The sequence below is a fragment of the Tunturiibacter lichenicola genome (genome assembly GCF_051013355.1).
GTDB lineage: Bacteria > Acidobacteriota > Terriglobia > Terriglobales > Acidobacteriaceae > Edaphobacter > Edaphobacter lichenicola_F.
This window is the reverse complement of record NZ_CP132944.1, coordinates 4202262-4226191: the sequence shown is the minus strand read 5'-3', so window position 1 is coordinate 4226191 and position 23930 is coordinate 4202262. Positions and strand designations below refer to the sequence as shown.

Here is a 23930-nt window from a genome sequence, read left to right as displayed (position 1 = left end):
AAGTATATGGAAGCATCTCGCCTTAAGGCACGAAGTGATAAACAGAGTCAGTGCGACGCCCATCAATCGCCGAGCTGCTCGATAAAAAAGAACAACCTTCTCGGCCAATATCAGAGCCATGACAAGAAGCCTTGCACTCGTTTCACTCAGATCTTCGAGACACAAGCTATTTCATTTTCAGCGATACACTCTTTCATTTCTTACCCGGCAATGCGCTACTAATCGACTCCTCGCAATTTCTTATCATCCTCGCTCATCACATGTCTTTTGAAAGATAATAACTACCATGGACACAATCCCGAAGACAGCCTCAGCCTCGACCAACTCTTCGACTGACCAAAGAAACGGCCAGACTTGGGACACTGAGGCCTACGCCATCAATGGCCGTTTCGTCGCGAACCTAGCATCCGACGTAGTCGCCCTCCTTGCCGCACAAGCCGGCGAACACATCCTTGACCTCGGTTGCGGCGATGGGGTTCTTACAGAACAACTCGCAGCAACTGGGGCCGTTCTTACCGGCGTCGATAACTCTTCCACGATGCTCGCTGCTGCGCGACGGCGCAATCTCCACGTCGAACAGCACAATGCCACTGCGCTTCCCTACCACCAGCAATTCGATGCCGTCTTTTCCAACGCCGCCCTCCACTGGATCACCGGACTCTCTGGACACAATTCCGCCCTTGCAGGCGTCTATCGTTCTTTACGCTCAGGGGGGCGTTTTGTTGCAGAGATGGGTGGTCACGGTAATATCGCCGCTATCCGCACAGCGCTCCAGGCTACTCTCGCGCCATTTCAGATTGACGCCGAAGCCGCATCGGCCAGCTTCTTCCCATCACCTACGCTCTATCGTCGTCTTCTCGAGACAACAGGCTTTACCGTCCAATCAATCGAACTTATCCCACGCCCCACGCCACTCCCCACTGGTATGGAGTCCTGGCTCAACACATTCCGCAATGGCGTTCTCAACCGCCTCAACGTAGCCAATCGAGCAACCGCCCTCGCCAACACCATTGCTCTCCTTGAGCCCATGCTGCGCGATGCCGACGGCAATTGGATGGCCGACTACGTACGACTTCGTTTTCACGCTACAAAATGAACGATGGCGCAAGCTTCGCATGTTTCAATCCGTTATACCTCACATCATGTGTGAAGGAAGAACGGATCTAGTAAGGTTGGAGTGAATCATCATTTGCAGCCAGAACATCCTATTCTTGCGTCTAATAAATGAATCACTGCAAACATGACTATGAAAATAAAAATGCTCTCCCTTCGTTCTATAAATATGTTCCTGTCGCTGTGCTTTTTTTGCAGAATCACACAGGCCCAGTCTGTCTCTGCGCCCATCCAGACGGATGCGTATGGCGCAGTTCGTACGATTAGCCTCAACACGAGCGTGTTCACGTCACATTGGTCGTCGTCCAATAGTGACGCAACTCCATCAACTGAATTTCCCGACGCCCCCCAGACGGCACCGACATCAGCGTCAGTTCCGCCATCAGATGAAGGTCAGCAGACCAAACGCATCCTTGGCATCTTTCCCAATTTTCGAGCAGTCAGCGCTAACGTTCACCTCCCCCCCCAGACGGTGAAGGAAAAATTCATTACGGCTACGCACGACAGCTTCGACTACTCCTCGATCTTTTTACCGGCAGTCGTTGCAGGCTACTCGCAGGCGACAAACGCAACCCCTGAATTTCACCAGGGTGCAGCCGGATATGGGAGGTACTTCTGGCACACCTACCTCGACCAGACCAGTGAGAATTACTTTGTCGAGTTCATCGTGCCCGTAATAACTCACGAAGACACTCGTTACTACACGCTAGGCAACGGCGGATTCTGGAAACGCACTGGATACTCTCTCAGTCGTGCCGTCGTCACACGCAGCGACGCAGGTCATAACACCTTCAATATAAGCGAAGTCGTGGGAGCTGGGGCAGCCGCGGGCGTCTCGAACCTTTACTATCCGTCAGGAGAACGAACTTTCGGTAACACCGCAAGCAGATGGGGCTTGAACGTAGGCATCGACGCCGCCACCTTTTGTGTTCATGAATTCTGGCCGGATATCAACCACGCGCTCTTCCACGGAAAAAAACAAACTGACTGAGCCCGCCAGCCGGCATAGGCTTTAGCCAATGCCGGCGGCCCAACTCTATTCGGCGTCTGCCTCAGGCTCAAGATTAGCCAAGCACTGCTCCAATACTTCATTCACTGCCTCAATCGAACTCTCCGGAACACCTCGCCACAGCTTCCCTTCAATCAATTTCGCGGTCTTTTCTGCGCTCAGTAGTAGCTTCTCTCCCTCCGAAGTCAATCGTGCCGTAAGAATACGATCGTTTTGGTTATCTTTGCTACGAACGATCCACTTGCCATCTTCAAGCCCCCTCAATAACGACTGCGCGGATTGGGGCGTAACGTAGCATGATCGCGCCAGCTGTGCGCCAGACACCCCCGGTTGATCTCGAATCGCCTTTAGCACTTGTAATTGCGCCGTGGTTACCCCCTGCGGACGCAGACTCTCGTCCATCTGGCTGCGGAAATGGATCAAGATGCGCTTCATCATTTGCGCAGTCCGTCTTCGCTCCGCTTGTTGATTTTTCCCAATCCGGACGGCAGTATTCATATCAGTCTCCTGATATTATATCAGGAGACTGATATGGCAACGATGACAATGAGCCCGCCCGCCGTCTGGAAGCCCCACCACAATCCGTGGGCGGTCGCACTCACTGTTACCCTCGCCACATTCATGGAGGTGCTCGACACCTCCATCGCCAACGTCGCCCTTCCCCACATAGCAGGCACGCTCGGGGCAAGCTCCGAAGAAGCTACCTGGGTCCTCACCAGCTATCTGGTCTCCAGCGCCATCGTCCTCCCCATCTCCGGCTGGCTCTCCAACCGCTATGGACGCAAACGTTTCTACATGGTCTGCGTCGCTTTGTTTACCATCTGCTCCTTTCTCTGCGGCATAGCGAACACCCTGCCTCTCCTCATCTTCGCGCGCATCCTCCAGGGTGCAGGTGGAGGCGGCCTCGCTCCGAGCGAGCAGGCAATCCTCGCCGATACCTTCCCTATCGAAAAACGAGGCCAGGCTTTCGCGGTCTACGGTATGGCCGTCGTTGTGGCTCCCGCCATCGGACCAACTCTCGGCGGCTGGATCACAGACAACTTCAACTGGCATTGGATCTTCTTCATCAACATACCCATCGGACTAATCTCGCTCTACCTTAGCAACCGTATGGTTGAAGACCCACCTCACCTCAAGCTTCGCAGGGAGCAGGCCAAACACCTCAAGATTGACTTTCTTGGTCTCGGGCTTGTCGCCTTTGGTGTTGGCTGCCTCGAGTTCACCCTCGACAAGGGTCAAGAGAAGGACTGGTTTGGCGATCCATTGATCCGCACCTTCGCCATCTTAGCCGCGGTCACACTCATTTTCTTCACATGGTGGGAGTGGCACCACCCCGACCCCATCGTCGACCTGAAACTGCTCAAGAACCGCAACTTCGGTACGGCAGTCTTCCTGCAACTTATCCTCGGCATGGTCCTCTTCGGTTCGACTGTACTCATTCCACAGTATCTCCAGGGGCTCTTAGGCTACACAGCCGAACGCGCTGGTATGGTTCTTTCCCCTGCAGGGTTCGTCATGATGCTCATGATGTTCGTCGCCGGCCGCAGCCTCGGCAAAATCGACCCACGGCTTATGGTCTGCCTCGGCTACCTAGTCACCGCAGTCGGTATCTTCAACCTCACCCGCCTCGATCTCAACGCCGCCTTCGGCACCGTCACCCTCTGGCGCATGCTACAGGTGATCGGTCTCGCCTTCATCTTCATACCTATCAGCACGCTGAACTACGTCGGCGTGCCTGCCAGCAAAACTAACCAGATCTCCAGCCTCTCCAACTTCGCACGCAACCTCGGCGGCAGCGCCGGAACCGCACTCCTTACCACCTACCTCGCACGCAACTCGCAGGTTCAGCAAGTTACGTTGGCTGCCAACGTGATCCCAGGCAGCGTCCCCTATCGCCTTTATATGGACAGCATGACAAAGATGATGATGGCACAAGGAATGTCCGCGGCAAACGCATCGCAGATGGCGATCGGCCAAGCCTACCAGCAGATGCTCCGTCAGGCATCCATGCTTAGCTACAAGAACGCATTCGCCATCCTCGCTGGTATGATCTTCCTCCTTTCCCCTTTGCCCTTCATTATGCGGCTACCCACCAAAGCTGCGAAGCCTGATCCCGAGGCCCTAGGTGGTCACTAATTAACGAAAATCAGCGATGAAAATCCGCTCTAATCCCCCGCAGCCACTTCATTGCTATTTGGTCTTCGAAACGCCGTTACCAAGCTGCACTCGCCATCCGTGTGATCCTAATCGCGAACGTCAACGGCAATACTCCGCAGTAGCACAGCCATTTGTTTTCATTGATCAGGAGACGACTGAACTCTTCTCACTCGGCCACGCATAACACCAGTATTAACCGGTCCAAGTTCTTCCGTATTTTCTACCTCCTCCTACTCACCGCCACTGCCTTCCCACAGAATCCCGCCATACCCACACGCATACGAGCGCGGAAGGCGCCGAACTCAATGCCGAATCTGTCGTAATCGCCCTCCGCAACGCCCACTCTCCTCTCGTCGCCTACTTGAAGACCAGCAACCCCTCAAAATAATGGCCGCGTTGCGCAACCATTCGAAAACGTCCCAACAAATGGCAGAGGAAAGAATAGAATTCTGACAGTGAACAAAACTGCCTCAAACGCGGTTTACGTAGTTGTCGCAGTGATGCTCATCTTTGCGGCCTCAGCACAAGCTGCCCCAGTACAGTCCGCGTCGACCCTCCTGGCCTGCACCGCAGCTCAACTATCGCTCAGCTTCGACGGCAAAGGAGGCAACCTCAGCGGCTTGTCTCAATCCGGCGCCCTGCTGGTCCTCCGAAACATTGGCTCCCGAACCTATTCTTGTCGCGCTCCTTTAGTCTTCGAAGACGCCTTGAACACCAGGCTTCCCGTCTTCCGTAAAGCCTCAACGGGAATGCACCCCCACCCAGTCATCATCTTCGTTCCCATCCCAGGCGCTGAAGCCAGCAGCAAAATGTACCAACGGTCTGGCGACGTATCCGATATAAGCAAGTACGTCTCCACAGCTTCATTCAGAATCGCGTTGGGAACCGACATCGTTCCAGCTTCCTTCAGTGACCATCATCGCGTCGCTTCCGGCCAGGATGCCAAATACCGCTTCGCCTATCTCAAGCGTGACCCGGTCTACGTGCGCTCGAAGATCTAGCCGAGTCGGACGCCCAGATTTCGCCGTATCTCAAACGGCCAACTCCACTTCCACCTGTGCCGCCCATACCAGTTACACTAGTATTTGGGACAAAGTGCACCCCGAAGGATACCGTTTTGCTCAACTCAGTCATTGCAAAAGTCTTTGGCACTAGTAACGAACGCGCCGTCAAGCGCATCCAGCCCACTGTTGCGCAGATCAACGCGCTCGAGCCGACCATTCAGGCGCTCTCCGACGAGTCTCTTCGCAACAAAACCGCCGAGTTCCGCCAGCGCATCGCCGCGGCCATCTCTCACATCGCCGACACCCCCGAGAACGCTGACGAGCGCTACGCCGCCGAAAAGGAAGCCCTCAGCGCCATCCTGCCCGAAGCCTTCGCCGTAGTCCGCGAAGCCGGCAAACGCGCCGTCGGCATGCGCCACTTCGACGTCCAGATGATCGGCGGCATTGTCCTTCACTCCGGCAAGATCGCCGAAATGAAAACCGGCGAAGGAAAAACCCTCGTCGCCACCCTCCCCTGCTACCTGAATGCGCTAGCAGGCCGCGGCGTCCATGTAGTCACTGTCAACGACTACCTCGCCAAACGCGACGCTGAATGGATGGGCAAGATCTACGGCTTCCTCGGTCTCACTGTCGGCGTCATCGTCCACGATCTAGACGACCAGCAGCGCCGAGATGCCTATGCATCCGACATCACCTACGGGACCAACAACGAGTTCGGCTTCGACTATCTCCGCGATAACATGAAGTTCGAACTCAAGGACCAGGTTCAGCGCGGCCACTACTACTGCATCGTCGACGAAGTGGACTCGATTCTCATCGACGAAGCCCGCACTCCCCTCATCATCTCCGGACCCACCGATCAGACCACCGACAAGTATGCGCGGGTCAACGTTATTATTCCCAAACTCGAATTAGGCGAGCTTATCGAGACCGTCGAGACCAAAACCTGGTCCGGGGACTACGTAGTCGACGAAAAGACACGCTCCATCACTGTCACCGATGAAGGCTGGGAGAAGGTCGAAGGTCTGCTAGGGATTGGAAATATTGCGGACCCGGAAAATTGGGACCTTAAACACCATGTCGAGACCGCTATCAAGGCCCATTCCCTTTACAAGCGCGACGTCGAGTACGTGGTCAAAGACGGCGAAGTCATCATCGTCGATGAGTTTACCGGCCGCCTCATGCCAGGCCGCCGCTGGTCCGACGGTCTCCACCAGGCTGTCGAAGCGAAAGAAGGCGTGGCTATCCGCAAGGAAGACCAAACTCTAGCCACTATTACATTCCAAAATTACTTTCGCATGTACAAAAAGCTCAGCGGCATGACCGGCACTGCCGAAACCGAAGCTGCCGAGTTTGACAAGATCTACAAGCTCGAGATCGTCGTCACCCCCACAAATCGGAAGATGCTCCGCATCGAAAACGCCGACGTGGTCTACCGCACTGCGCAGGAAAAGTACTTCGCTGTCGCCGATGAAATCGCTCGTCTCCATGCCGAAAAGCAGCCCGTCCTCGTCGGCACCACGTCGATTGAAAAATCCGAGCTCCTTTCCGAGATTCTCAAACGCAAAGGCGTCCGCCACGTCGTCCTCAACGCAAAGTTCCACGAGAAGGAAGCCGAGATCGTCGCACAAGCCGGCCGTCTAGGCATGGTCACCATCGCAACCAACATGGCAGGCCGTGGTACCGACATTCTCCTCGGCGGCAACGCAGAGTTCATGGCTCGCCAGGACCTCGTTCGTAAGCAACAAGCCCGCGCTGTATCCGCAGCCGAAGGCGCGATCAACCCCGTAGCTGGCCCCGGTATGGTCCGCTTCTACTACACCGGCCAGGAGTTCGAAACAACTCAAGCCGCATGGGACGCCGCCACTGCTGCCCACGAGGGCGCAGCCAAAACCGAACACGAAAGCGTCATTAGCGCAGGCGGCCTTCACATCCTCGGCACCGAGCGCCACGAGTCCCGCCGCGTCGACAACCAGCTTCGTGGCCGCGCTGGCCGTCAGGGTGACCCCGGCTCCTCCCGCTTCTTCCTCTCCCTCGAAGACGACCTCATGCGCATCTTCGCCCGCGAGTGGGTCTCGACGCTCCTCCAGCGCCTCGGCATGGAGGAGGGCGTTCCCATCGAATCCGGCATGATCTCCCGCCGCATCGAAGCCGCTCAGAAGGCCGTCGAAACTCAGAACTTCGAGTCTCGCAAACACGTTTTAGAGTATGACGACGTCATGAACAAGCAGCGCGAAGCGGTCTATGGACTCCGTCGCCAGCTCATGGAAGGCGTTGATCAGAAGCAACTCATCACCGAGGACTACACCTCCACTATCCTCTCCAGCATCCTCGACGAGAATGCTCCCGAAAAAGTTCACGCCGACGAGTGGAAGCTCGAGCCTCTCTTCAATCAGATCTACGACGTCTTTGGCGCGCGCCTCGAAAAGGAAATCGACGCAACTCAACTCAATCGCCACGAGCTAGGCGAAGCGATCTTCCAAAACCTCCGCGCCCGCTACGACATCAAAGAGAGCATCCTCGGTGCTGAAGCCATGCGCTACCACGAGCGCATCGTCATGCTATCGGTCCTCGACGGCCTTTGGAAAGATCACCTTCTTGCCATGGACCATCTCAAAGAAGGCATCGGCCTCCGCGGTTACGCCCAGCAGGATCCCTTAGTTGCTTACAAGAAGGAATCCTTCGAGATGTTCGAAGGTATGATGATGCGCTTCCAGGAGGACACTGCACGGCACCTCTTCCGTATGCAAATCATCGGCCCGGACGGCAGCCCCATCGAATCCGCCGAACAGCTGGCAAACGCCCAAGCCCACGCGCAAGCTCTCGCTCAAGCGCAACAGGCCCAACAGCAGCTAGCCTCCGCTGCTCCCCAAAATGCACTTCCCCTATCCGGTCCACCGCAACACACTAACGCCCCGGCCGCCCGTCAAAATGCGCCAGCACCACCCAACCGCGCTCCTTCTACTACCATCGACGCACTCGAGCGCGAGTTCCAAAAGAAGAAACAGCGTGAACTAGAGCAGGCCCGCTCCGTCAGCTCGGCCTCCGCCGAAACCAACGGCTCCGGCCCCCGTCACGCCGGCGAAAAAGTCGGCCGCAACGACGAGTGCCCCTGCGGCTCTGGCAAGAAGTATAAAAAGTGCCACGGCGCCACAGCGTAGCGATCATTAGCTGAAGTGCATTGTTTTGTAAAGAAAGAAACACCCGTCAATTCAAAAGCAGCTGCTCGCAGGTCCATCACGAGCAGCCTTGCATCAACCATCGCCACCAGAGTCGACATTGGGCGCTTTTTGTCAAGCCAGTACGACTTACCGTTGCCGACAAAACCACAAATTCACCTCAATTCGACATTTGGTTGGTTATCGGCAGCAAACTCGTAAGAAAATCCGTTCTATCCTCACTTCTCCAGATCATCCAGCAGAAGTTTAGCCTTCGTCGCCAGCGTCTTCGCCCCTTCCGCATCCCCGGACTTCAGCGCATCCTGCGCATCCTTCCAGAAGTTGCGTATCTTGCTCACCTGACCTTTCTCCTCCTCCACCTTCTGCGCCGGCAGCGCATTCAGCCTTTTGTCAATGGAAGCAATCAGGTCCTCCGCCTCTTGTTTTGTCTGCGGATTCGTCTCTCCGCCAGCGGTTAGGGCACCGACCGCAGTATCGGACGACGGAACCGCTCCCGCAGCACTAGTCACCTGTGTCTCCGGCGCTGGTTCAGGCGGCATGATAATCTTCGGCGGTTGCTTCTTCCTCCTCTTCGGCTTACCCGCCTCGGTCGAAACCGGCACCGGCGGAAGCTTTTCTGGTGGTGCCTCCACCATCGGCAGATTCTGCGGCTCAGGAATGTCCTCGAGCGCCACTGGCGTCAGTACTGGCGGCAAAGGCGCAAGCTGCGGCCTATGCCGGCAGCCCGATACCCCAATCGCCAATCCAAAGCAGAGAGTCGTCCATGCGATCTTCCGCGAAAGCTTGCCCTTGCCCTTCAAACCCGTTCCCCTATTCCTTTATGAACCGCTCCAACCGCAACTACTTTCCTGCCCTCGCCGCCGGTTCCGGCGGCGATCGGTAATTGGAACGTGAATGTCGTCCCACGCTCAACCGAATCTGGGTCTGCATTGGATCGTACCTCCATCGCGCCGCCATGCAACTGCAGAATTCGATACGTCATCGCCAATCCGATGCCGCTGCCCTTCGGTTTTGTTGTGAAGTACAGTTCGAAGATACGCGGTAATAGCTCCGGAGGTATACCCTCTCCTTCATCAATCACCTCAACCACTGCAAATTGGTGCTCCCGGCGCAGCCGAACCCTCATCTCCCCACCCTCGGGCATGGCCTGCATCCCGTTTAATAGCAGATTTAACAGCGCCTGCCGCATTAGCTCCGCATCCACCCGCACCATCAGTGGCTCTCTCGGAGCATCTACTATCACAGCCACCTGATTCTCCTGCATTTCGGCGGCCGTCAACTCCATCACAACTCCCACCACCTGCCGCAGGTCGTGCTCTCGCAGATGCAATTCCATCGGCCGCGAAAAGTCCGCCAACGTCTGCACCACCCTGTCCAGTCGTTGCATCTCTCCCGCCAGAATGTCGACATGCCGCTGCGCCCCGCCAAAAGCCTCAGTTCCACCCGGCACCAGCTTTCCGCGTAGCAATTCGAGATGCAATACCATCGCATTGATTGGGTTCTTCACTTCGTGCCCCACCCCTGCCGTCAGTCTCCCAATCGCAGCCAACCTTCTTGCTACCTCAATCTCCTGTCCCAGTTGCGCCACCGATTCCATGTCGCGGAGCGTCAACAGCGTCGTCACATTCCCGGCCCCACCGACCCCGTCGTCGATCCGGTCCAACGAGATCTGCACCTGCCGTCCATCCTCGAGCGTCACTGCCTGCGCACTCACCTGGCCGCCCTCGGCAAACGCCTCTAAAACCGCCTCTCCCAGCGCGCTATCCGGCGCGAAGATCTCTTCCATGCGCATCCCCACAAGCTTTTCGTGATCTTCGTTCAACGGAGCGCCAAGGAAGTAAGCCACCGCATCGGATACCATAACGGCTCGCCGGTCCGCAGTAAACAGCAGTACTCCGTCCCGTAGCGTGTCCAACATTTGGTTCAAGTTCGCTTGCAGAGCCGTATACCCGGCCTCCTGCGTGCGCATTTGTTCGCCCAGCCGGTCGAGCGTTTTAGTCACACGCACCACTGCATCGCTCTTACCTTCACTACTCTCCAACTGCAGCGCCGCATCGGCGCCGCCCAGCAAACTGCCCGCCGACGTAAGGCTTTCAAGCCTCGCGCTGATCGTCTCCAATGGCCGTAGTGCTACATTTGCCAGCAACCCCGCCGCGAGCATTGCCGCCACCGCAGCAAGCGCGGTAAAAATGAGCGCCGACAGAAGCCACGGTTCATACGCATTCTTCAAAAATGTCGACCGCACCCCCACATGAACCACCAGGAAGGGAATCCCGTTCCGATCCAGTGCCTGCGAAATATCAAGCACCCGCGGTTTGCCGAACACGACCTTCATCTGGTGGGCCACGGTCCCATTTTGCACACCCGCAAGACTAAACCGGAACACCGCGGGCTGCCCAACCGCGTCCGGATCCGTACTCACCAGCGTCATTCCATGGGCGTCCGTCACACTCACGTCCTGCACTGTCGGCGAGTAACGCACAACCGTGTTCATCACGTCCGATAGCGCTGTCTGGCTTCTCAACGCATCCACTACGGCAGCATGCAGTGCCTCATCGCTCCGATCAATCGGCGGGTTTGCTCGTAACCCCGCCTCAACCGCTTTCCTCATCTCCAGCCAGACTTCATGTGCTAACACATCGTTGGCTGCCGCCGTCTGCTCGATCCTCTGACGCATCAACTCGCTGACAAACAACGCTGACAGCACCAGCACGATCGCAAACGTTACCCCGGTCGCCGACAGCACCAGCTTCGTCTTCAGGCGCATCGTTACTCCGTTACAGCTGGGTTCGAATATTCTTTCAACTTATTCTGCAATGTCTTCGAACTTATCCCCAAAATCTCAGCTGCCTTCGTCTTGTTGTTATTCGTCGCCACCAAAGTCTTCAGAATCAGCTGCCGCTCCGCCTCATCGACCGTTGTCCCAACCTCGACCCGCACCGAGTTCGACTCATCCAAATGCCGCTGCATCTCGTCTGACGGCGACGACGTGTGCGCGCCTCCAACCTCGGCCACGGCAACCCTGGTCGGAGGCGGTGCAAACCCTGGCTCGCCAAAGTGTGGCGGCAAGTGCTCCACGCCCAGCATCCCCGCCCCGGCCAGAATCACCGCCCGTTCAATCGTATTTCGTAACTCCCGAACATTCCCCGGCCACTTGTACCCCTCCAGCCGCGTCATGAGCGAGTCCTTCAGCCCTGCAACTGTGCAGCGATGCCGTTCATTCATGTCGTCAATCATCTTCTCCGCGATCGCCGAAACGTCCATCAAATGATCTCTCAGCGGAGGCATCTGGATGTTGAACACATTAAGCCGATAGTAGAGATCCCCTCGTAGCTCACCACTCGCAACAGCCTTCTCCGGATCTTTATTCGTCGCCGCGACCACTCGAACATCCACTGGCGTTTCGATCTTGCTGCCCAATCTTCTTAGCTTTCGATCCTCCAGCACACGGAGCAACTTAGCCTGTGTCGCCATTGGCATCTCGCCGATCTCATCGAGCAGCAACGTCCCTTCCTCAGCCAGCTCAAAACATCCGGCCCGCCGTTCGAGTGCCCCAGTAAATGCACCCTTCTCATGCCCGAATATCTCGCTCTCGATCAACGTCTCGGGAATCGCAGCGCAGTTCACCGCCACAAATGGCTTCAGCCTCCTCGCACTCAGGTCATGCAGGGCTCTGGCTACCAGCTCTTTCCCTGTCCCGCTCTCACCGGTCACCAACACTGACACATTCGACGGCGCAATCCGCTCGATCATGGTAAAAATCTCCATCATCTGTGGAGACGAGCCCACCATCGGACCCAGCACGCCCGTATCCCGCAGTTGCCTCCGCGTCGCCTCCAGTTCAACGTCCGCCTCTCGTTGCTGGCTCGCATTGTGCAGAATCGTCTTCAGCCGATGTGGGTCCACCGGCTTCGGAATATAGTCGTACGCGCCCATCCGCATCGCATCGACCGCCGACTCGATCGATCCTTGTGCCGTGAGCATAATTACCGCGATGCGCTGTGGCAATTCGCCAATGCGATTCAGTAGTTCCATCCCGTCCATCCGAGGCATCTTCAGGTCGGTCACCACGATGGCGGGAGCCCAGGCGATCGCCTTTTCCAGACCCTCCATGCCGTCAGCAGCACACTCCGCCCGATATCCCCAGCTCTCGACCAGTTCCGTCAAGCCGCTACGGGCATGCATCTCGTCTTCAACAATCAGAACCTTTTCCAAGACAGTCACCATCCCTATTTCAACTTTTTGGAGTATCCAGGTAAGGATGCAAAATGCTCAGTAGCGTTCCTAGTCGGCACTCCCCGGTATTACCGAAGTCGTCAATTTCAACCAAAGCGTTACGCCCAGAAGCCCAAGGCCCGTTCCTTGAGCTTGTGCTTTATACCACCTCTAAGGATATCCTTGAATACATGCTTGAGCCCGAAATTACCGCAGAAGTCTTTGCCCAGCGCCGCCAACAACCCGATGCCCCAATCCTCCTAGACGTCCGAGAACCCTGGGAGTATCAGACGGCTAGCCTACCAAACTCCCTCCTGATGCCTATGGGCGAAATCCCCGCCCGGGCTCACACCGAGCTCGACCCCGACGCACCCATTGTCGTCATCTGTCACCATGGCGCCCGCTCACTTAATGTCACCATGTGGCTACGCAATCAAGGTTTTGAGCACGTCCAATCACTCGCCGGCGGCATCGACGCATGGTCTCGGGCCATTGATCCCACGATTCCCCGCTATTGATCTCTACGCTTTTTGGAACCGCAAATATTACCTATCACGGTTTCAATAAATCAAGTGCTCACCTTTGCTGGCCCTGTCGGGCTGTTACAAGCGGCTACTACCCCTCAATGTATACAAAATGAGGAACAATTTTTAAACGTGAGGTCGCTGTGGGAATAGTTAATCGCAGGAGTTTTCTTCTAGTAGCAGGGGCGGCAACGTCTACAACGGTTCTCGGACGGAAGCTGCATGCGTTGGTCGGTCCCGTAGACGAAGGCTTGAAGGCGGTTGGGGCCAACGATCACATCCAGATCGCACTCATTGGCGCGGGCATACAGGGCCAAGGAGATGCGAAAGTCGCAATACAGGTTCCGGGCGTCAAGCTCGTTGCGGTGGCGGATTGTTACGATGGACGACTTGCACATAGTAAGGAACTTTGGGGTAATGACATCTTTACGACGCGTGACTATCGCGAGATTTTAGCGCGGAAGGATATCGACGCTGTCATCATCGCCACGCCAGACCATTGGCATAAGCAGGCCGCAATCGACGCGATGGAGGCCGGAAAGGATGTCTACTGCGAGAAACCGATGATTCATCTGTACTCCGACGGGCCTGAGATGATTGAAAGTGCCCGCAAGACGAATCGGATACTCCAGATTGGTAGCCAGCGTGTGAGCTCAATGATTTACGCAAAGGCGAAGGAACTGCTCGCCGCAGGTGCTATCGGTCAACTCAATATGGTGACTGCGCGGTGGGATCGTAACTCGTCGATGGGGGCCTGGAACTATACTGTTCCGCTGGACGCTTCGACAGAGACCTGTGACTGGCCGCGCTTTTTAGGGACTGCTCCTAAACTTCCTTTCAGCGCCGAGCAGTTTTTTCAGTGGCGTAAGTGGAAGGCTTATGGAAGCGGCGTTGCCGGGGATCTTTTCGTTCATCTGTTCAGTGGCACACACTTTATTACAGGCGCACACGGTCCTACGCGCGCAATGGCGACTGGCGGCCTTCGCTTCTGGAAGGACGGCAGAGATGTACCAGACGTAATGCTCGGCCTCTTTGACTATCAGGAGGGTTTCAACCTGAGCCTCCGTGTAAATTTCGTGGACGGTGGGGAGGAGAGCGAAGGGTTAATTTTTACCGGCTCAGAGGGCACGATGGAAATCGCTGGGAATACAGTCAGCGTAAGTCGCTCGCCGAGTCAGAAGGAACCAGGGTATACGGTTGGCACATTCACTGATGCAATGCAGAAAGAGATTCTCGACGCCTACCGTCAGAAGTACCCGCTCTCGCACCCTGCAGGAGAGCCGCCTACGGGATACGAAAAATACGTTGCACCTCCGGGGTACAGCGATAGCTACGATCACTTCCACAATTTCTTCGATGCGGTTCGGACCCGCAAACCTGTCGTGGAAGATGCTGTATTCGGCTACCGCGCAGCCGGAGCCGCACTGCTCAGCAACCTTAGTATCGAACGTGGCGCTATTGTTCGTTGGGATCCAGATAACATGAAGGTGATTTAACGGTCCCCGGATCAGTGCTTCCAGACAAGGCAACGTAGCTGCCAAAAGATGCTCCGTGAGCGTTCCACCCTAGCCTGTTGTTTGTGTACAAGTTGTTTGCGAGATATGCTGACTTCACTTCCGCCCGCTGAAAGGTCGATACGTGAATACGACAACAGCCGAGAGCAGCAGCGCCGACCGCATTACACGCGCCATATTTGAACATGCGACCCGTATTAGCCAAGAGCAGGAGATCGAAGAGCTGGTGCGCCTCAACGCGGACTTTGCGCGAAACCTCGCGGGCGCAGATCGATGCAGCTTGTGGCTGATCGATACGAAGTCGAATGAACTTTGGACGAAAGTCGCGCATGGTGTCGATCCGATTCGCATCCCGTTGGGAGAAGGTTTGGTCGGCGCGTGCGTCAACGAAGATAAGGTGCTGCTGGTCAACGATATAACCAGCGAAACGCGACTGCTGCGCAAAGTCGATCAGAGTAGCGGTTACCACACGCAGCAGGTACTCTGTGTCCCTCTTCGAGCTGAAGGCCGCGTAATCGGCGCGCTGCAGTTGCTTAATAAGCCAAGCGGATTTACTGAGGCGGATGCCGGTTTGCTGGGCTTACTCGCTCATTTCGCGGCGAGTGCCATCGACAATGAACGGCTGCGCCAAGAGGCTCTCGGGGCGAAGCTGATGAAGCATGAATTGAATCTTGCGCGTGATGTGCAAGCGCGGCTATTGCCGCAGAATCCTACTGGGGTACTTGGGCTGGGATGCGTTGGTTTTTGCCGTCCTGCGCGGTCGATTGGCGGCGACTACTATGATTTGTTGCCGCTGCGTGATGGGGGTTTTGCGCTCACGCTGGGCGATGTTTCCGGCAAGGGGATTCCAGCTGCGGTGATGATGGCGAGCATACAAACATTGCTTCGCAGCCTGTTACAGCGCGGGTCCGAAGATCTTGCGGGGGTGCTTAGCGAGTTGAATCGGACGCTCTATGTCAGCTCGACGGCAGAGCGTTATTCGACGCTGTTTTGTGGGGTTATCTCTGCGGATCGGACGAAGCTGACGTACGTGAATGCTGCGCAGGTTCAGCCTATGCTGTTGCACTCGGATGGGCAGTTGGAGCGGCTGGAAGGTAGTGGTTTGCCGGTCGCGATGATGCCGGAAGCGGTGTATGAGCAGAGCAGTGCGGCGTTGCGGCCGGGAGATTTGCTGGTTGTGGTTTCGGATGGGATTGTAGAGGCTTGTAATCAGGAAGATGAGTTTTGGGAGGAGGCGGAGGTTGATCGGATTGTGCTTGGACATGGGGTGAGCGATGTCCTGGAGCTGCCGGAGAAGCTGTGCCGGGCGGTGGATACGTATGCGAATGGGGCGGAGCAGTATGACGATATGACCGTGGTGGCGGTCCGCATTTCCTGATTTGTGTGCGGATTTAATTTGGCGTGGTGGAGTGGCGTTTTTGCAGGGTATTTGCGAAAAACGGTGTCCAAAACGTGGTGATTTGGTGGTGAGTTTGTGGTGGTTTGCATGGTAAACGTGGTGCTTTAACGACCACTTTTTCATGCTCGAAAAATGCGCCACGTTTTGCATATTTATTTTTGAGTTCTCGAGTTTACTTTTCAGTAACTACAGGGCGGCATACTCCTTTTTGGCGGCGAGGAGCTGGGGAAGGTCGGCGTCGGCGTCTTTCCATGTGACGAAGAGAGCTTCGTAGGCCTTTTTCGCTTCAGGCTTGCTTCCTGCCATGGCGTAGGCGCGTGCCAGGCCTAGCTGAGCTTGGCCGTAGTCCTGCAGGGTCTGGAGGGCTGCGCCTTTGTACTTTGTCGCGCGCTGGAAGGCGTCGATGGCGTTGGCTGAGTCTTTGAGATCGAGGTAGGCGAGGCCCTGCAGGTAGGCTCCGGGGGAGACGAGATCGAAGGCTTTTGCTCCTTCGAGATCGGTGAGGGCTTCCTGGGGCTGGTTTGCGGCCAGCGCGAGCGCAGCTCGGGCTTGGGGAGCAACGATCTGATTGATCTGCGTGTCTTCCGGGTACTGCTTGACGAGGCTCTCAATCAGCGGCAGAGCGATGGCAGGTTGGTTACAGATTGCGGCGGAGATGGTGGCGGAGATAAGGGTCGGTTTTGTTTTATCCAGTGCAAGGGCAGCTTTGATGTCGCGGGCTGAGTTTTCGCACATGCCTGCATAGCCGCGACCCGATAGTCGGAGCAGGAGACTGCTGGCCTGGGCATCGGTTGCTTTCTGCGTCGCAGCCTGTGTTGCAGCCAGGTTCCATGACTGGCTTGCCTCACGATACTGACCTGCAAACTCCTGCGTTGCGGCGATGCCCTGGCTCATCTGGTATTGATCGACTCGACCTTCCACCTTCGCGGCCGCCTTCGTCATCGCGGCACGATCGCCGGTTAGGAAGGCCAGCTGGTAAACAGCAGTGAGGCTTCCGGTACCGCTGTCGGCGTGCTGACGATCGGCTTCGGCCAAGGTCTGTGCTGCGTCGCTGAACCGGTCGATGGAAACCTGCATGGACGCGAGGTTCAGGAACGCGACGCCATCTGTCGGATCGAGAGTAAGCGATCTTTTCGTGTTTTCGATAGCTTCGTTGATGAGGCCGATGTTGCTTTGAGCGCTACCGAGGTTGATCCAGTTTGAGATGTCCAGAGGATAGGTTCGAACTGCAAGTTCCAAGGTGTCGATGGCCTTCTGGACGTTACCGATTGCGTTGAGAAAGTAGTGGGCTTGAATGTAAAGCCGCTCACGTTCGCTAACGTTTTTCGAGAGGGCGTAGGCCTTTCCGTAGCAGTCGAGTGACCTGCCGCGCTGACCTGAGTTGCCGTAGACGACACCGAGGCGCGCCCAGGCCATCGCAAAGTTCGGATCGAGTTCGACGGCCTGACGATAGTGGCCTTCGGCCTGTGGGATGTCGAGACCTTTCTCGTGCTCGACGTCGCCGAGGGCATAGGCACGGAAGGCCTCGAGCGACGGCGTGGTGGCTTGACCCATGGGCGTGTCGAGCTTCTGGATGGACGAGAGGGATTCGCCGAGACGGGCTCGCATGGAAGTGGCGACGGTGCCGATGGCGTCGATGACGTGTTCCTTGTCGGGAGCCTGGGCCTGAACGCTGGCGATGTCGTCGCCGGTGTTCGTGTTCTGCGCGGTGACGCTGATTACGTACTCGTTGCCGAACTTTGCGATGTTGCCGGTGAGGTAGGCTTTGATTCCCTCACGCTGCGCGACTTCACGGACGATGGCTGGGGTCAGGGCTTCCGTTGATTGCTTGCCCAGATATTGCATGCTCTGCCGGATGTGCTGCTGGCTGACGAGGTTGAGGACAGGCGACTGCTGCATCTGGATGGCGAATGCCTGAGTCAGTGTGGTGTCGAAGACAGGGTCGCCGGTCTTGTTCTCGAAGTCGGCGAGGATGATGGAGTCTTTGGCGGAGGGTGTGACAGATTTCGTTACCAATTGTTGGGCTTTGTGGTTTTGCCAAAGTTGAAAGCCGGTAAAGCCGAGCACGGCGAGGACAAGAAGCGATGCGATGGAGACACCGATGAGGCGGCTGCGCTTCTTCAGTTCATTTGAGCGGAGCGATGGCGTGCGGAGGCCGTGTTGATCGTAGTCGGCGTCCCATAGCTTTACTTCGCCTACGCCCTTTAGCGTGAAGGTGCCAAGGGGGCGGAACTTGATGCCAATGGGGTCGCCGATGAGCTTGCGTGCTACGTCGGTGACGACGATCTGCTGGGGCGAACCGGCGGACTCGGCGCGTGCGGCGGTGTCGACATCGGTTCCATGCCAGCTATTTTCAAAGTACTCTGGCGTGCCATTGTGAATGCCAATGCGCACTTGCATGGGGCCGGATGGCGTGTCGATTGGGTGTGTGCGGAGGCGTTGCTGGATTGCAGCGGCGCAACGAATGGCATCGACGGGGTCGGCGAAGGTGAGAAAGAATGAGTCGCCGATCGTCATGATCTCTTTGCCGTTATGATCTGCGATTGCGTCGCGGATGAGGCGGAGATGCTTGCTCTGAATTCCTTCCAGATAGGCACGGTCGCGCTCGTGAGCGTCTGCACCAAGCGAGGCTGCGCGTTTGGCAGCGCTGGAGCCGACCATGTCGGTAAAGACCAGAGTGAGAGGCGTGGGAGCGAGCTTCAGTGTTGGATGAGCTGGCTCGGGTTCAGGCAAGGGATCGGGAAATCTATGAACATCAGCCAAGGGATCGACTCCTAGAAAAGCAATAACGAACAGGGCCCGGTGTAACTGGTTCTCCTAGACGCCGATGGTCTCGCCTTCGGTCGCTAAGTAGGTTTCAGGAAACTCTCGACGTGCGTTGTCGAGGATGGAGTGTAGGGTGTCATCGTCGTGAGCTGGGTCGTGATGGAAGAGCAAGAGCTTCTTTACGCCTGCGTTTTTCGCGACTTTTGTGGCTTCGAGCCAGGTGCTGTGGCCCCATCCGTGACGATGTTCGTACTCCTCTGGAGTGAATTGAGCATCGTAGATCAGGATGTCGGCGTTTTTCGCCACATCGATGAGGCCGCGGTCGAACTCGGGGACGCCGTGCTCTAGGTCGCTGGCGAAGACAACTTTGCGATCGCCGTGCCTGAAGCTGTAGCCCAGGCAGCCCTGCGGGTGATTCAGAGGAAAGCTACGCACGGTGGTTTCGCCGAAGTGGACGAGTTGCTGCGAGACATTGACGAAGTGACGTTGCGCGGGAAGAAAACGGAAGTCGACGGGGAAATATGGCACGCTCATCTGGCCTTCGAGCGTCTCACTCGTCTCGGATGGCGACTTCATGGAATAGAATGTGACGCTGTTTTCTCTTGAGTAGAGCGGCTGAAAGAATGGCAGGCCCTGAATGTGGTCCCAATGGAAATGGGTCAGGAAGAGATGAAGATCCGCTGGCTGGCCGGCCGCCTCTTTCATCAAAGCCGCTCCGAGGGGGCGGACACCGGTGCCTCCATCGACGATTACAACCTGGCCACCTGGGAGACGCACCTCGAGGCAACTGGTGTTGCCGCCGCTTCCCATGTTCTGGACGCAAGGCGTCGGGATAGAGCCCCGCACACCCCAGAATCTCAACAACATCTGTTCTGAAGCTGAACTCATGGACAAATCTCGATCCGTTCTTGAGCTATCTACGATTTTCTGGGCTGGGAGTAACGGTATTCGTTTCTTAGGATTGTGTAAACAAAAAGCTTACTCGGGAGTCTTGCGAAGCTCCTTGAACAACCAGATTCTGGCCATAGCCCAGTCGCGCTTTACCGTTCGAGGAGCGACCCCGAGGGCGGCGGCGATCTGCTCCAACGACAGACCGCCAAAGTATCGGAGCTCTACGACCTTTGCCTGCCGGGAGTTTACTTCGGTCAATCTGTTGAGTGCCTCGTCGAGTGCGAGCATCTCCTCGGTGCGCTCGTCGGAGATCGCGAGACCTTCTTCGAGTTCGACACGCTTCAGTTCGCCTCCCCTGATCTTCGCTTTGTGCGCCCTTGCGTAGTCGACCAGAACTCGGCGCATGACGTGCGCGGCGATTCCGATGAAGTGCTCTCGATTTTGCCAATCAAGATCTTCTTTGGCGAGGCGCATGTAGGCTTCGTTGATGAGCGCCGTGGGTTGGAGGGTATGGTCTTGCCGCTCCCTGCGCATGTACGACGTTGCAAGACGATGGAGTTCGGCGTAGACGAGCGGCAGCAGCCGGTCCGCTGCGGCAAGGTCTCCGTCATTCATCGCTTTTAGAAGTTGAGTAACCTCACCGCTGTCGCTCGTCATCAGTGGCTCAACGCTACACCAAGCTTGTGTTGCGTTGCTACGCAAAAAATTGCCATATCGCAACTATTCGACTTATGGGACCTTAGTAACACGATCTAACAGAGATTGAGAGTCGGTTTGGCCCTTTTCGGCCCTCGTCTTCGCTTTAATAGGTGTCAGAACGACTAAGCCATGATTTCACTGCGACTTAGTACTGGAAATTCGTCGGCCGTTATGTAACTATTGGCGCCGAGACCAGAACATTTGCACGTCCTTGTTATGTCGGCGTAGTCCAAACTAGTTTGTTCGTTCGACTCGGGCCCCTGGAATCATCCGTTGTTTCGCAGACATCAAAGCGCTCATAAAGATAGCTAAGCTGCATTCCTTTTCCTCCCCAGGTAGGAATCATGGCCAGTCAAGAACAATCCGTCGAGCAGTTGTTCGGTGCCGCGCTGGACCAGAGGCCGGAGGATCGTCCCGCCTTTCTTGATCGCGCGTGCGCCTGCGCTCCTGAACTGAGGCGACGTGTCGAAGAGTTACTGCTTGCCGACGAAGAGGCGGGAAGTTTTCTCGAAACACCGCTCCTGAGTTCTCTTGCAGATAAGTGGGACGACATAACGCCTGTCGACGATGGCGCTCGCGCGGCCGCAAGTGATTTCAAGCCTGCACCGATCGGGCGATTTGACCCTGGGCAAATTATCGCTGAACGCTTCACGGTAATTCGCTTCATTGCGCACGGTGGAATGGGAGAGGTCTACGAGGTCGAAGATCGCTTTTTGCAGGGAGTTCACATTGCACTCAAAGTGATTCTTCCGCATATCGCGGGCGATGCAGGATCGTCGCGTCGCTTCGAGCAGGAAGTGCTGCTTGCACGTAAGGTAACGCACCCGAATCTCTGCCCCATCTATGACATATCGCGCTGCCAAGAGCCCACGCCACCGTTCGTGTTTCTGACGATGAAGCTGCTCGCCGGGGAGACGCTGGCTTCACGGCTGAAGAGACCTCTGAGCATCCCTCGCAACGAATGCCTGTCGATCTTCCGACAGATGACTGTGGGGCTTGGCGCTATTCACGATGGCGGAATCGTCCATAGAGACATCAAGCCGAATAATGTGATGCTCGATTACTCGGGCTCGGAGCTTTGCGTTTCGATCATGGACTTCGGGCTGGCGCGGCTGTATGACTCTCAGACTACGATCACGGTTGGGCTCATCGCAGGAACTCCGGGTTACATCGCGCCGGAACTGCTGCGGGGAGATCCTCCGTCGCAGGCCACGGATATCTTTGCGCTTGGCGTTTTGTTTCAGCAGGTATTGACGAATAGGTGCCTGAGCGAAGAGGTACATGGACTGTCCGTTAAGGCGTCTCCGGCGCTTGATGCTGCTGACGTTCCGTCTGTCTACATTCATTCGGTGAAGGAGTTTCTCTCCGAAGATCCGAAGCGCCGCTGCGCAGCCTTTCAACAGATTCGATCTGCCTTTGAGTCGGGAGGTTCGATCACTGAGCGGAATCTGGTTGAACCGGTCAGCTCGATCGATGTTCCTGCGCGACGGTTTTTAACTCGGCGTAACTTTGTTGTGGGGTCTGCGCTTACTGCGTGTGCGGCGGCTGGGGGCATCGCCTGGAAGTGGGACCTGGTCGACGATTTGGTTCACCCCATTCCACGCAAACGGTTTGTGGCTCTTCTCGATTGGCCACCACCTGACAACCGTGTCAAACCCATGCTTCTAAGCGTTCTTGACGCAATCGCAACCGAACTCTCCCGTGCCGAAGCATTCGATCGCGATCTCTTAGTCATTGCACAGAAGACAATTACCGATATCACGACGCCAGCGCAGCTAAGCGCACTCCGGGAGTCTCTCGGAGCCAATCTTGTCCTTGCTGCCTCTGGACTACCGACGACTAAAGAGCTTCATCTATCGCTTAGTGTTCTCGATTCTTCCGGCACCCGCACACTGCGCGAAAAGCAAATTCGCGTTCCCGCCGACCAGCAAACATCTCTTCCCGAAAAGGCAGTTCGAGCGGCGGCCGAGCTACTTAATATCTCCCACTATCAACCTAGCGGGCATCGCATTAAAGTCGGAACCGATAATGTAGAGGCGTACTCGACTTTTCAAGACGCCGAAGTGCTAATGAAAGAACCGAATGACACCGGTCTTGAAGGGGCTATCGAGAAGTACAAACAGGCAATGGAGATAGACCCGCATTATGCAGTCGCCCAAGCAAAACTTTCATGGGCTTTTATCCGATCTTATTTCCTGCACGGCGACGAAGCAGCGTTGATCCTTGCCCGCGAAAACTGTGAAGCGGCTATCGCGGTCGATCCCAATTTGGTGGAAGCTCATGTGGGTCTCGCCTGGATTTACCAAAGAACTGGTGATTTTCAGAAGGCGGATAAGGAGTTGTTAAAGGCGCTGGCGTTAGATCCGTCGAATCCCCGTACGCTTCTCTACCGAGCAGAATTCTACGCTGCCACCGAACACTGGAAGGAAGCAGAAGATGCATATGCGAGACTTGTGCGGTTACGTCCAAACTACTGGTTGGCACATAACGAATTCGGCATGTTCCTGAATTCTCAAGGCAAGTATCCACAAGCTTTGATGGAATTTCGCGCAGCTAGTCTTGCTTCTCCAAAGAGCTCTCTCGCTTACGCCAACATCGCAGCAGTCTATCTGCAGCTAGGCAAATTACCTGAGTCTCTGACCAATTACACGAAGAGTTATCAGCTTAATACGAATGATCTGGCCGCTGTAGGCATCGCCGAAGTAAATCGAATCCAGGGCAACTATAAGGACGCGGTAACTCATGCGAAAGAAGCGGTCGCGCTTAGCCCGTCGGCGGCCAGTAACTGGGTAGAACTTGGGGATTGCTGTTCGAATATCCCTGGTATGCAGAAGGACGCTGCCGCTGCGTATAAAAAGGCTAAAGAAGTACAAGAAGAACAACTAAGGATTGAGCCAAAGAATGGGCCCGCGTGCTTGTTCCTGGCTCTCTGCAACGCCAAGGTTAGTGATCTGGCGGGATCTGCCGTGCTGTTGAAGAAAGCAGAAGCTCTTGGCATAAACGATCTCGATTCACAACTGCTCAAGGTGCGCGTCGTTACACTTCTAAGCAAACTTGACGAGGCTTTCGACACTTTGTCGCGTTGTATTCAGCGCGGTGCCACAGCATTTCAATTTCAAACAATGCCCGATTTAGAACCTCTTCGAATCGACAGTCGCTATCATCGGTTGGTCGCATCAACTGGGCCTGCAGTAGATTCAAAAATCTAACCCAAATAGGCGAAGGAGTCAGGATGCGCGAGTACGTGAACTTCAGAGTTGCAGTCTTATTCGGGCTGGCAATGATTGTCGGATGTCAGCAGCAAGCTCCAGTTCCTCCACCAACGCCTGCACCACCGGCAGGCAATACTCAAGTGATGACTGTCACACCAGACATGAATATTCTTCAGGTAACCTCAGCTGGAGACACATTGGAATGGCGTTCCTCTATACCGGGGAGCCCCACATTTTATGTACATTTC

At 56.0% G+C, this 23930-nt stretch carries 16 protein-coding genes; 9 read left to right on the top strand and 7 right to left on the bottom strand.

Annotated features, from left to right (window positions below; all coding sequences use genetic code 11):
- Positions 1-286: 286 nt before the first annotated feature.
- Together RBB82_RS17665 and RBB82_RS17660 are read left to right on the top strand one after the other, a co-directional pair.
- The gene (locus tag RBB82_RS17665; RefSeq protein WP_433972060.1) at positions 287-1096 is read left to right on the top strand and encodes a class I SAM-dependent methyltransferase; all 810 of its coding nucleotides are present in this window, start codon (positions 287-289) and stop codon (positions 1094-1096) included.
- Positions 1097-1258: 162 nt separating this feature from the next.
- Positions 1259-2104, top strand: coding sequence for a hypothetical protein (locus tag RBB82_RS17660; protein ID WP_433972059.1), 846 nt, complete (start codon positions 1259-1261; stop codon positions 2102-2104).
- A 45-nt stretch (positions 2105-2149) separates the two neighbouring features.
- On the opposite strand, the gene RBB82_RS17655 is transcribed toward RBB82_RS17660, so the two are convergent.
- Entirely contained in the window at positions 2150-2560 is a 411-nt protein-coding gene (locus RBB82_RS17655; protein ID WP_433972058.1) for a MarR family winged helix-turn-helix transcriptional regulator, read from the bottom strand.
- Between the two features lie 93 nt (positions 2561-2653).
- Here RBB82_RS17655 and RBB82_RS17650 point away from each other — a divergent pair, with 93 nt between their 5' ends.
- The 3 genes from RBB82_RS17650 (at position 2654) to secA (ending at position 8444) form a co-directional block, all read left to right on the top strand.
- Positions 2654-4258, top strand: coding sequence for a DHA2 family efflux MFS transporter permease subunit (locus RBB82_RS17650; RefSeq protein ID WP_433972057.1), 1605 nt, complete (start codon positions 2654-2656; stop codon positions 4256-4258).
- 476 nt (positions 4259-4734) lie between these two features.
- On the top strand, positions 4735-5280 hold the full coding sequence (locus tag RBB82_RS17645) for a hypothetical protein (protein ID WP_433972056.1): 546 nt from the start codon (positions 4735-4737) through the stop codon (positions 5278-5280).
- A gap of 116 nt (positions 5281-5396) precedes the next feature.
- Positions 5397-8444: a preprotein translocase subunit SecA gene (gene secA, locus RBB82_RS17640; RefSeq protein ID WP_433972055.1), complete on the top strand. Its 3048-nt coding sequence runs from the start codon at positions 5397-5399 to the stop codon at positions 8442-8444.
- A gap of 236 nt (positions 8445-8680) precedes the next feature.
- On the opposite strand, the gene RBB82_RS17635 is transcribed toward secA, so the two are convergent.
- Genes RBB82_RS17635 through RBB82_RS17625 form a run of 3 tightly spaced genes read right to left on the bottom strand, consistent with a single transcriptional unit; the run spans position 8681 to position 12689 of the window.
- Positions 8681-9262 carry a hypothetical protein gene (locus tag RBB82_RS17635; protein WP_433972054.1) on the bottom strand — a complete coding sequence of 194 codons (582 nt, stop codon included), beginning with the start codon at positions 9260-9262 and terminating at the stop codon, positions 8681-8683.
- Positions 9259-11229, bottom strand: coding sequence for a sensor histidine kinase (locus tag RBB82_RS17630; RefSeq protein WP_433972053.1), 1971 nt, complete (start codon positions 11227-11229; stop codon positions 9259-9261). Before RBB82_RS17630 ends, RBB82_RS17635 begins: the two co-directional genes overlap by 4 nt.
- A gap of 2 nt (positions 11230-11231) precedes the next feature.
- Positions 11232-12689, bottom strand: coding sequence for a sigma-54-dependent transcriptional regulator (locus RBB82_RS17625; RefSeq protein WP_433972052.1), 1458 nt, complete (start codon positions 12687-12689; stop codon positions 11232-11234).
- A gap of 179 nt (positions 12690-12868) precedes the next feature.
- Here RBB82_RS17625 and RBB82_RS17620 point away from each other — a divergent pair, with 179 nt between their 5' ends.
- From RBB82_RS17620 to RBB82_RS17610, 3 genes are all read left to right on the top strand, one after another.
- Entirely contained in the window at positions 12869-13195 is a 327-nt protein-coding gene (locus RBB82_RS17620; RefSeq protein ID WP_433972051.1) for a rhodanese-like domain-containing protein, read from the top strand.
- Positions 13196-13419: 224 nt separating this feature from the next.
- Positions 13420-14697, top strand: a complete 1278-nt coding sequence (locus RBB82_RS17615) for a Gfo/Idh/MocA family protein (RefSeq protein WP_433975402.1) — start codon at positions 13420-13422, stop codon at positions 14695-14697.
- A gap of 142 nt (positions 14698-14839) precedes the next feature.
- Entirely contained in the window at positions 14840-16093 is a 1254-nt protein-coding gene (locus RBB82_RS17610) for a PP2C family protein-serine/threonine phosphatase (protein WP_433972050.1), read from the top strand.
- A 207-nt stretch (positions 16094-16300) separates the two neighbouring features.
- On the opposite strand, the gene RBB82_RS17605 is transcribed toward RBB82_RS17610, so the two are convergent.
- From RBB82_RS17605 to RBB82_RS17595, 3 genes are all read right to left on the bottom strand, one after another.
- The gene (locus RBB82_RS17605; protein WP_433972049.1) at positions 16301-18877 is read right to left on the bottom strand and encodes an adenylate/guanylate cyclase domain-containing protein; all 2577 of its coding nucleotides are present in this window, start codon (positions 18875-18877) and stop codon (positions 16301-16303) included.
- Positions 18878-18931: 54 nt separating this feature from the next.
- Entirely contained in the window at positions 18932-19768 is an 837-nt protein-coding gene (locus RBB82_RS17600; protein WP_433972048.1) for an MBL fold metallo-hydrolase, read from the bottom strand.
- A gap of 90 nt (positions 19769-19858) precedes the next feature.
- Positions 19859-20428, bottom strand: coding sequence for a sigma-70 family RNA polymerase sigma factor (locus tag RBB82_RS17595; RefSeq protein WP_433972047.1), 570 nt, complete (start codon positions 20426-20428; stop codon positions 19859-19861).
- Between the two features lie 386 nt (positions 20429-20814).
- Here RBB82_RS17595 and RBB82_RS17590 point away from each other — a divergent pair, with 386 nt between their 5' ends.
- Complete coding sequence (locus RBB82_RS17590; protein ID WP_433972046.1) at positions 20815-23679, top strand: protein kinase domain-containing protein; 2865 nt, start codon at positions 20815-20817, stop codon at positions 23677-23679.
- Positions 23680-23930: the final 251 nt, after the last annotated feature.

Bases quoted from the DNA above. Each gene is read 5' to 3' on its own strand.
- RBB82_RS17665 (WP_433972060.1), top strand. From the start codon at position 287: ATGGACACAATCCCGAAGACAGCCTCAGCCTCGACCAACTCTTCGACT.
- RBB82_RS17660 (WP_433972059.1), top strand. From the start codon at position 1,259: ATGCTCTCCCTTCGTTCTATAAATATGTTCCTGTCGCTGTGCTTTTTT.
- RBB82_RS17655 (WP_433972058.1), bottom strand. From the start codon at position 2,560: ATGATGAAGCGCATCTTGATCCATTTCCGCAGCCAGATGGACGAGAGT.
- RBB82_RS17650 (WP_433972057.1), top strand. From the start codon at position 2,654: ATGGCAACGATGACAATGAGCCCGCCCGCCGTCTGGAAGCCCCACCAC.
- RBB82_RS17630 (WP_433972053.1), bottom strand. From the start codon at position 11,229: ATGCGCCTGAAGACGAAGCTGGTGCTGTCGGCGACCGGGGTAACGTTT.
- RBB82_RS17625 (WP_433972052.1), bottom strand. From the start codon at position 12,689: ATGGTGACTGTCTTGGAAAAGGTTCTGATTGTTGAAGACGAGATGCAT.
- RBB82_RS17620 (WP_433972051.1), top strand. From the start codon at position 12,869: ATGCTTGAGCCCGAAATTACCGCAGAAGTCTTTGCCCAGCGCCGCCAA.
- RBB82_RS17600 (WP_433972048.1), bottom strand. From the start codon at position 19,768: ATGAGTTCAGCTTCAGAACAGATGTTGTTGAGATTCTGGGGTGTGCGG.
- RBB82_RS17595 (WP_433972047.1), bottom strand. From the start codon at position 20,428: ATGACGAGCGACAGCGGTGAGGTTACTCAACTTCTAAAAGCGATGAAT.
- RBB82_RS17590 (WP_433972046.1), top strand. From the start codon at position 20,815: ATGGCCAGTCAAGAACAATCCGTCGAGCAGTTGTTCGGTGCCGCGCTG.